This is a genomic window from Syntrophales bacterium, assembly GCA_030655775.1.
Taxonomy (GTDB): domain Bacteria; phylum Desulfobacterota; class Syntrophia; order Syntrophales; family JADFWA01; genus JAUSPI01.
Map to the genome: position 1 here is coordinate 1 of JAUSPI010000116.1, position 7,132 is coordinate 7,132.

At 42.5% G+C, this 7,132-nt stretch carries 10 protein-coding genes; 4 read left to right on the top strand and 6 right to left on the bottom strand.

From position 1 onward, the window contains the following. From Q7J27_06145 to Q7J27_06160, 4 genes are all read left to right on the top strand, one after another. The coding region (locus Q7J27_06145) for a DNA-binding transcriptional regulator (protein MDO9528725.1) at window positions 1-306 on the top strand (306 nt) is incomplete at its 5' end. A gap of 70 nt (window positions 307-376) precedes the next feature. Continuing rightward, window positions 377-919 (top strand): sugar transferase, encoded by a 543-nt coding sequence (locus Q7J27_06150; protein ID MDO9528726.1) that lies wholly within the window; start codon window positions 377-379, stop codon window positions 917-919. Between the two features lie 92 nt (window positions 920-1,011). After that, entirely contained in the window at window positions 1,012-1,191 is a 180-nt protein-coding gene (locus Q7J27_06155; GenBank protein ID MDO9528727.1) for a hypothetical protein, read from the top strand. Window positions 1,192-1,308: 117 nt separating this feature from the next. Beyond that, window positions 1,309-1,590: an integration host factor subunit alpha gene (locus Q7J27_06160; GenBank protein ID MDO9528728.1), complete on the top strand. Its 282-nt coding sequence runs from the start codon at window positions 1,309-1,311 to the stop codon at window positions 1,588-1,590. A gap of 198 nt (window positions 1,591-1,788) precedes the next feature. On the opposite strand, the gene Q7J27_06165 is transcribed toward Q7J27_06160, so the two are convergent. From Q7J27_06165 to Q7J27_06190, 6 genes are all read right to left on the bottom strand, one after another. Further along, entirely contained in the window at window positions 1,789-4,008 is a 2,220-nt protein-coding gene (locus Q7J27_06165) for an ATP-dependent RecD-like DNA helicase (GenBank protein MDO9528729.1), read from the bottom strand. A gap of 23 nt (window positions 4,009-4,031) precedes the next feature. After that, window positions 4,032-4,742, bottom strand: a complete 711-nt coding sequence (locus Q7J27_06170; GenBank protein MDO9528730.1) for a tyrosine-type recombinase/integrase — start codon at window positions 4,740-4,742, stop codon at window positions 4,032-4,034. A 234-nt stretch (window positions 4,743-4,976) separates the two neighbouring features. Continuing rightward, the gene (locus tag Q7J27_06175) at window positions 4,977-5,192 is read right to left on the bottom strand and encodes a hypothetical protein (GenBank protein ID MDO9528731.1); all 216 of its coding nucleotides are present in this window, start codon (window positions 5,190-5,192) and stop codon (window positions 4,977-4,979) included. Window positions 5,193-5,213: 21 nt separating this feature from the next. Next, entirely contained in the window at window positions 5,214-5,669 is a 456-nt protein-coding gene (locus Q7J27_06180; protein ID MDO9528732.1) for a hypothetical protein, read from the bottom strand. Window positions 5,670-6,479: 810 nt separating this feature from the next. Next, window positions 6,480-6,836: a transcriptional regulator gene (locus tag Q7J27_06185; protein ID MDO9528733.1), complete on the bottom strand. Its 357-nt coding sequence runs from the start codon at window positions 6,834-6,836 to the stop codon at window positions 6,480-6,482. 18 nt (window positions 6,837-6,854) lie between these two features. Beyond that, window positions 6,855-7,132: hypothetical protein (locus Q7J27_06190; GenBank protein MDO9528734.1), on the bottom strand; the 278-nt coding region annotated here is incomplete at its 5' end.

The window sequence follows — 7,132 nt, forward strand, 5'->3', positions numbered from 1 at the left end:
GGATCTGACAGTATTCTCTCGGTTGTTCATGAGACGGCAAAGGGTTTGCGCGATGCGGGTATTATGAATGAGATAACCATGCGCGAATTTGATGCGCTTTGTCTGTTTCCCGTGAAGACGTATCAGCCACAGGAAATTAAAAAGATACGATCGCGCTATCGCGTCAGTCAGGCGGTATTCGCTGCGTACCTGAACGTGAGCAAGACATCTGTGGCGAGCTGGGAGTCAGGCGGAAAGAAACCTGGCCCTGCGGCAGTCAAGCTGCTTAACTTGGTGGATCGAAAAGGCATTGAAGCAGTTGCGTGATCCACAGATTACACGGATTGAAAAATGGATAACCAGTTTGCAAATTACACAGCTTGCACGGATCAATTAAATGAAATTGTTTTTTAACTCTGCGGAAATCTGCGAAATCTGTGAATTGAAGCGTATCTTTGATCTGGCTATGGCTTGGTGTTTATTATGTTTTTTGAGTGTGCCGATTTTTGTTGTCGGGTTGATGGTGAGGCTGACTTCGGAGGGGCCGGCATTATACTGGTCGGACAGGGTGGGGATTAATAATGGGAGATTCAGGATGCCCAAGTTTCGGACTATGCGTGTTGATACCCCGGCTGTCGCAACCCATCTCATGAAAAATCCTGATGCTTACCTTACTCCGATCGGGTCTTTTTTGCGGAAGTTCAGTCTGGATGAATGGCCACAGTTGTACAGTATTTTAAAAGGAGACATAAGTTTTGTGGGGCCACGTCCTGCTCTGTTTAATCAGGATGATCTGGTTGGGCTTAGGACAGGGAAGGGGATTCATAAACTTATTCCGGGGATCACCGGCTGGGCGCAGGTAAATGGCTATTCCGACGCATTCCGCCACCAAAAGAGAACTTATCTTGACCTATATCCAAGGCATGGCCTATATGAATGATTGTAATTTTTTCGGTCGACACGAAAGCATCCGTGAAGCACGCAAAAGAAATTCAAATGAGGGAAAGGGAAAGAGGAAGGAGGGCAAGACAAATGAAAGCAAAAATTGAAAACGACACACTTTATATCGAAATTGAAATCAATAAAAACCCCGTACCAAGCGCATCAGGGAAAACACTCGTTGTCGCCAGTACCAGAGGGAATATCAGCACTGATGTTATGGTTGACGGAAAGCTTTTGACCATTGGATTGAATGCGTACATTAAAAAATAATAATCTCTTCATAAAACATTGACTGAACGCCTTTCATATTGATAAAAAAAGACACACAAGTAATCAACAATACAAGCACTATAAAATCATTCTATTATCGAAGGAGGTATCTTCCCCTTGACCCTTACAAAAGCAGATATGGTCAAATCAATCGAAGACCAGCTTGGTCTTCCCAAGGACAGATCCACAGACATATTCGAATCCGTCCTGGAGATAATCAAACAATCACTTGTGAATGGTGAGGCGGTCAAGATCAGCGGATTCGGGAAGTTCTACGTTATTGACAAGAAAGCCAGAAATGGTAGAAATCCTCAAACAGGAGAGCACATGATTATTGAGCCAAGAAGGGTTGTTTCTTTCAAGTACTCTTCAAGGGCAAGGGTTAAACTCAACGGTTGATGGACATCATATCCCAGGTGAGCCTGATAAAGGAAAAGCAATGAAGCGGCTGGTATCATTCCTCATAGCTCTGTCAATGCTCTGCATGACAGGGGGGATCTCTTATGCGGCAGACAGAGGCAATACAAGCCTCCAGTCATTCAACAAGGCCAAGAAACTCCTCCTCAAAGAAGTATATTACGACCACCTCATAACATTTTACTGCAACTGCCCCATAGATTGCTGCTCAACTGTTCCTACCAGCCGCTCTTTCAGCCCCGTATAGCGTTGCAACACCCTGTTATTTTTTATGGCTATGCCGATAGCCTTCTTGCTCCCAATTAGGACTACCAGCTTTTTGCCCCTTGTAACACCCGTATAAAGCAGGTTTCGGGCCAGCATAATGTAATGCTGGGTTACTACCGGTATAATCACTATCGGATATTCCGATCCCTGAACTTTATGGATTGTCGTGCAGTATGCCAGCATCAGCTCATCCAGCTCATCCAGCTCATAATCTACCAAACGATCTTCAAACTTTACACCAACCTCCTCTTCTTTAGTATCAATTTTACTGATAAATCCGATATCGCCATTAAAAACGTCTTTCTTGTAATTATTCTTGATTTGCATCACTTTGTCGCCAATCTTGTATTTCCTGAAGCCTCGTACAATACCCACTTTGTTGGCATTAAGCTTCTCTTGGAGCAGGTTGTTTAGCGCTTCTGTTCCGAGAGACCCCTTGTGCATAGGTGTAAGCACTTGGCAGTCTTCTATTGGGTTTCGATCCTTAAATGTTTCAGTCATGAGTTTAACAATGATTTCCTGAATAATCTTTGGGTCTGTCTGTTCGATAAACCAACAGTCATCTCCCTTCTCCGGAGCACTCAGATATGGCATCTTCCCGTTGTTGATCTTATGGGCATTCACAATTATGCTTGATCTTTGGGCCTGTCTAAATATATGTGTCAGGTGCACAGTTGGAATTTTTTGGCTTTCAATAATATCTTTCAATACATTTCCTGGTCCAATCGATGGTAGTTGATAAATGTCCCCCACAAAAACAAGGTTTGCGTGGGCAGGAATAGCTTTTAGAAAACTGTACCCGAGCATCGTATCAACCATTGAAGCCTCATCCATTACAAACAGATCACATTTAAGGGGATTTTGTTTATCCCTCTGAAAACCGCCAAAGGGAATATATTCAAGTAGGCGATGGATCGTAGACGATCTGAACCCTGTGGCTTCAGCCATCCGTTTGGCTGCCCTGCCGGTGGGGGCACACATGACCACCTTACGGTTTTCTGCAGTATAAATATCAGCAATCGCTTCAATGATAGTCGTCTTCCCTGTTCCCGGACCTCCCGTGATTACTACTACCTTTGATTCACAGGCCGCTCGTATGGCAGTATACTGATCAGGCGCCAGTTTTATCCCTATTCTCTCCTCGACTTCAGTTAAAACCTTTGGCAATTCTGTCTTGCCCACGGGAAGATTAGGGGGGGCAGTTACCAGTCTCCGAAGCTCTGCTGCTATGCCACACTCACAATCATACAGACTTGTTTCATATACAGGATCAATACCAGAGTGATTCCCGTTATTTTCTATTATTAAGCGATCTTCTTTATTTAGGGTAGTAATTGCGTTCTTTGTAATATTCGTATCAACTCCCAGTATCTCGCTTGCTTTTTTGATAAGTTCGTCATAAGGGCAATACACATGACCGTTCTTCTCAAGCTGAGTCATGACATACAATGCTCCCGCCTTGATTCTCAAGGGGTGTTCTTTACTGAAGCCCATCTGTTGGGCGATTTTATCAGCGGTTAAAAATCCAACCCCCCAAATATCTTCGGATAGCCGATAGGGATTTTCTTTGAGTAGTTTAATCGAGTCATTCCCATATTTTTTGTATATCTTTACGGCATACCCGGTTGACACACCATAATTCTTCAGGAATACCATTACATTCCGGATTTCCTTCTGGTCTTTAAAACCTTTGCTGATCACGCTTATACGTTTTTCGGCTATTCCTTGGACCTTGCTCAGCAAGTCAGGCTCATTTTCGATAACATTAAAGGTATTCATGCCGAACATTTTCACTATTCGCTTTGCCAGCTCAGTGCCGATCCCCTTAATCAATCCTGAACCAAGATAACCTGTAATACCGTTTATGGTGTCCGGATAGATGGGGACATAAGCATCAAATTTAAACTGCCTGCCGTATTTTGGGTGATTGACCCATTCGCCCTCCAGGTCAAGAATGTCTCCAACATTCGGCTGGAGAATAGCGCCGACAATGTTGACAAGATGTTTTCCCCCCTGTACATCGGCCTTTGCTACCGTCCAACCTGATGTGGTATCAGAATATGTGATTGACTTGATTTCCCCCTGGAGACTGGTCCTTAAAAGGTTTCCGCTATTTCCTTTGATGTTTTTCACAATTTACCCCACGGTTTTCAAAATCAGAATTTCATCCTTTCCAAATATTCCCTGGCATCCTGCTCAAGCACATTGGTGTAAACCAATGTGCTGACTATGTTAGTGTGTCCCATTAGACTACGCAACACGGCAGGCGGCATACCGGCGCGGGTTGCGTTAACAGCATACCCGTGACGAAAGGCAGAAGGAATTCCCCTGCCTTTTTCTATTCCTGCTTCCTCGGCCGCTTTTCTAATAACCAGATATGCGTTTGTGTGGGTGAAAGGGAAAATCCTGTCATTTCTTTTTATCCCTGCTCCCGTGCAATGAGACACTATTTTATCCTTCAACTCTGCCAATATAGGAATTACTCTATATTGAGTTATGGCAGGTTCCCTTTCAATTTCTGACAAGTCTTTTTTTGCCTGTTCTAATTTCCCTATTAGCACTTCCGATCCGGGCGCTTTTTTTACGGCCAAGGACAATCCCATTATCTCGTTTTTTAGATCCTTTCCTTTCTTCGGCAATTTGTCCTTTTTCATCAGACTTCTTACTGTTATTGTATTGTCATCATAGTTTATCGCCTGTGGTGTAAGCTCCAACGCCTCTCCGCTTCTCATACCAGTATTCCACAGCACTTCAGCATACAAATGGTACTGGCCCTTTAATAATGATAGAATCTTATGTGCTTCGTCTTGACCGAGATATTTGATCTCTCTACCATTGCGGTCTTTTAATATTTTATTTTGCATCATTTATTTTTGTTATCCTTGTCATGTGGACCTAAAAAACGGTTACCGTTGAAGTGAATCATGTGATCTGGATTGTCTGCAATCCACACTTCAGTTTCCCATGCAATGTTAGTCACGTTCTTTCGGAACTCAGCACGGTCGGGAACTGCACTGATTCATCGGGAAGATTACGAAGGGCAAAAAGACAGTTTGCTTGATAAATTTGAATTCCTGCATGATTGTAATACGGAGTTATTCTCATGAAAAGCAAGCCTCATGTTCCTCTTCCTCATACGGAAAATTATCAACCGTGAAAAAATTAAAAGCATTAACATCTCTTAATGCTTGTCCTAAATCACTATTCCGGTATTTTTCTCTCGCTCTTTCACATGCCTGCCACGGTGATTCTGCAATAAACCGCCCTACGTTATATGTTGCACCCATATTTGAGGCTCTTACTTTATATTCTCTCATATTATGCTCCAAGATTAGCTCCTACCACCCATAAATCCTTGGGATTGCGGCCATGAACAAGGTCTGCAATCTACCCGACTCGTTATCATCCAGAGAACTCTTTGCTGTTTTACCCTGATATGACATATTTACAAAATAGCCGCTGGTTGACCCTTTTTGTATAGAAAGAATCTTATATCCGTTCCCTTTTCCTTCTTTCTTCCCGGCATTGGGATCGTGAACAATCTCTCCCTTACCACTTCTCAAGGCAGTCAAAAAATCGGCAAGGTCTTTATCGTTTAGTTTCATTACTATTTTGTCTTCCCAATTACAACCTGGTAGTCCGCTTTGCTGCTGCCCATTTGCATTTGCCATCTCCAACATAACGAACCCCCTTGCCTGCCTAAACTCGTCGCCTTCATCATCGTGAGCGGGGATAAAGCTGAATTGCATCGCACCTGACTTCTTATATACCTTGAACTGTGGAAGTTTTCTCATGGCATTTCTCCTGTAGAGAGGCGTGTACCGGGAATTGACCAGATCCCCGGCACACTATGAAAGAAAGGAGGGAAAAAAGAAAGTACTTGCATGTTCTTATTTATCATCTCCTATACTGCACTTTTATTAAAGCGTCAAGGGTAAAATGCAAAAAAACCAAGTCCTGATCACAATTATTATCAAAAGTGATTTATTTAACCACACCAGATTTTTCAAGCTACACCCCCTCCGAAATATATGTATCTTTTAATGTTACCAATACTACACTAATGTTAATTGGTCAAGAAAAAAATAATGGGAATGAATAACAAAAAAAAGAAAAGCGCCCCGGCGGACTTTGGATGACCGGACCGGGACGCAAGAACCAGCAGGGGGAATTCGAAAAAATGTGATTTTAAGACAAATTTAACCCCTTGATTTAAGGTCTGATTTCCCGTAACTCGTTAAGAACAGGCCACGAAGTAAATTCCATCTATTTCCGTCTATTCTATCTGTTTCCCTTCTTTTCTGTGGAGTTTATCACACGGTTATCACATCGAAAAACGGAGTATCAGTCCGTGTGTTGTTTCGTTATTTTTGCGCCGCTAAAATACCCATCTTGCCATCAACTATTTTTCAGTTTTTGACTTCACCTACCTGTTCAATGGTGGACAGTTGTCAGAATTGCGGATTACGGATGGAAAGAGTGTAACACCTGCAATGGCAGCCGGTATTGCAGATCATGTGTGGACGTTAGAGGAGATTATAGGCTTATTACTCAAATAAAAATGGCGGGACAAAATGCCCCCGCCATTCTGATACAATTGGTGTTTAAATACCAAAAACTGCTTGGAAGTTCTCAACGCATACACTCGGTTTTGCTGCTCTGTTCTGCTTCTCAAGTTTCACTATCCCATAGATTTCCATCGTTTTAAGGGTTCTTGAAAGATTGCTCACCCTTCTTCCTGAGGCATCAGACAACTCCCTCAACGAGTTTGGTTCCTCCTCTTTAATAATCTTAAGGAGTTCCCTGTTTTTGGTACTCAGGACTTGAGCCATTGATTCAAGTGAATCAAACCAAACCTTGGGTTGGTCTTCGCCTGGTTTGATCTCTCCCCCTGCGATTGCCATTGTATATTTTTTGAAATCGTCTCGTGACATAATCCCGATTTTCATTTCTCTTGCCATAACATACACCTCGTTTTTTCAAATAAATTCCTGCACCGTATTCCAAAAGTCACCTATTAGTTGCGGGGCTGAATCAAATTCATAAGAATATGTTTTATTTCGTTTATGAATGTGATCCCAGGTTGTTTTTTTAGCTTTATACCGTTTCTTTTTTGGCTGATATCCGTGAGCATTATCATAACCAACAATCCTTAAATCATTTCCATCATGCAAAGAAAGATTATATCTAATCCCATGTGGAATGTGTTCATTAGCTTCAACTAACCGTGCCTTAAATTGTGTCCAATACCCGTTTC

Coding starts and splice junctions, on each gene's coding strand:
- Q7J27_06175 (MDO9528731.1), bottom strand. CDS start 5,192: ATGAGAGAATATAAAGTAAGAGCCTCAAATATGGGTGCAACATATAAC.
- Q7J27_06185 (MDO9528733.1), bottom strand. CDS start 6,836: ATGGCAAGAGAAATGAAAATCGGGATTATGTCACGAGACGATTTCAAA.
- Q7J27_06170 (MDO9528730.1), bottom strand. CDS start 4,742: ATGATGCAAAATAAAATATTAAAAGACCGCAATGGTAGAGAGATCAAA.
- Q7J27_06180 (MDO9528732.1), bottom strand. CDS start 5,669: ATGAGAAAACTTCCACAGTTCAAGGTATATAAGAAGTCAGGTGCGATG.
- Q7J27_06155 (MDO9528727.1), top strand. CDS start 1,012: ATGAAAGCAAAAATTGAAAACGACACACTTTATATCGAAATTGAAATC.
- Q7J27_06150 (MDO9528726.1), top strand. CDS start 377: ATGAAATTGTTTTTTAACTCTGCGGAAATCTGCGAAATCTGTGAATTG.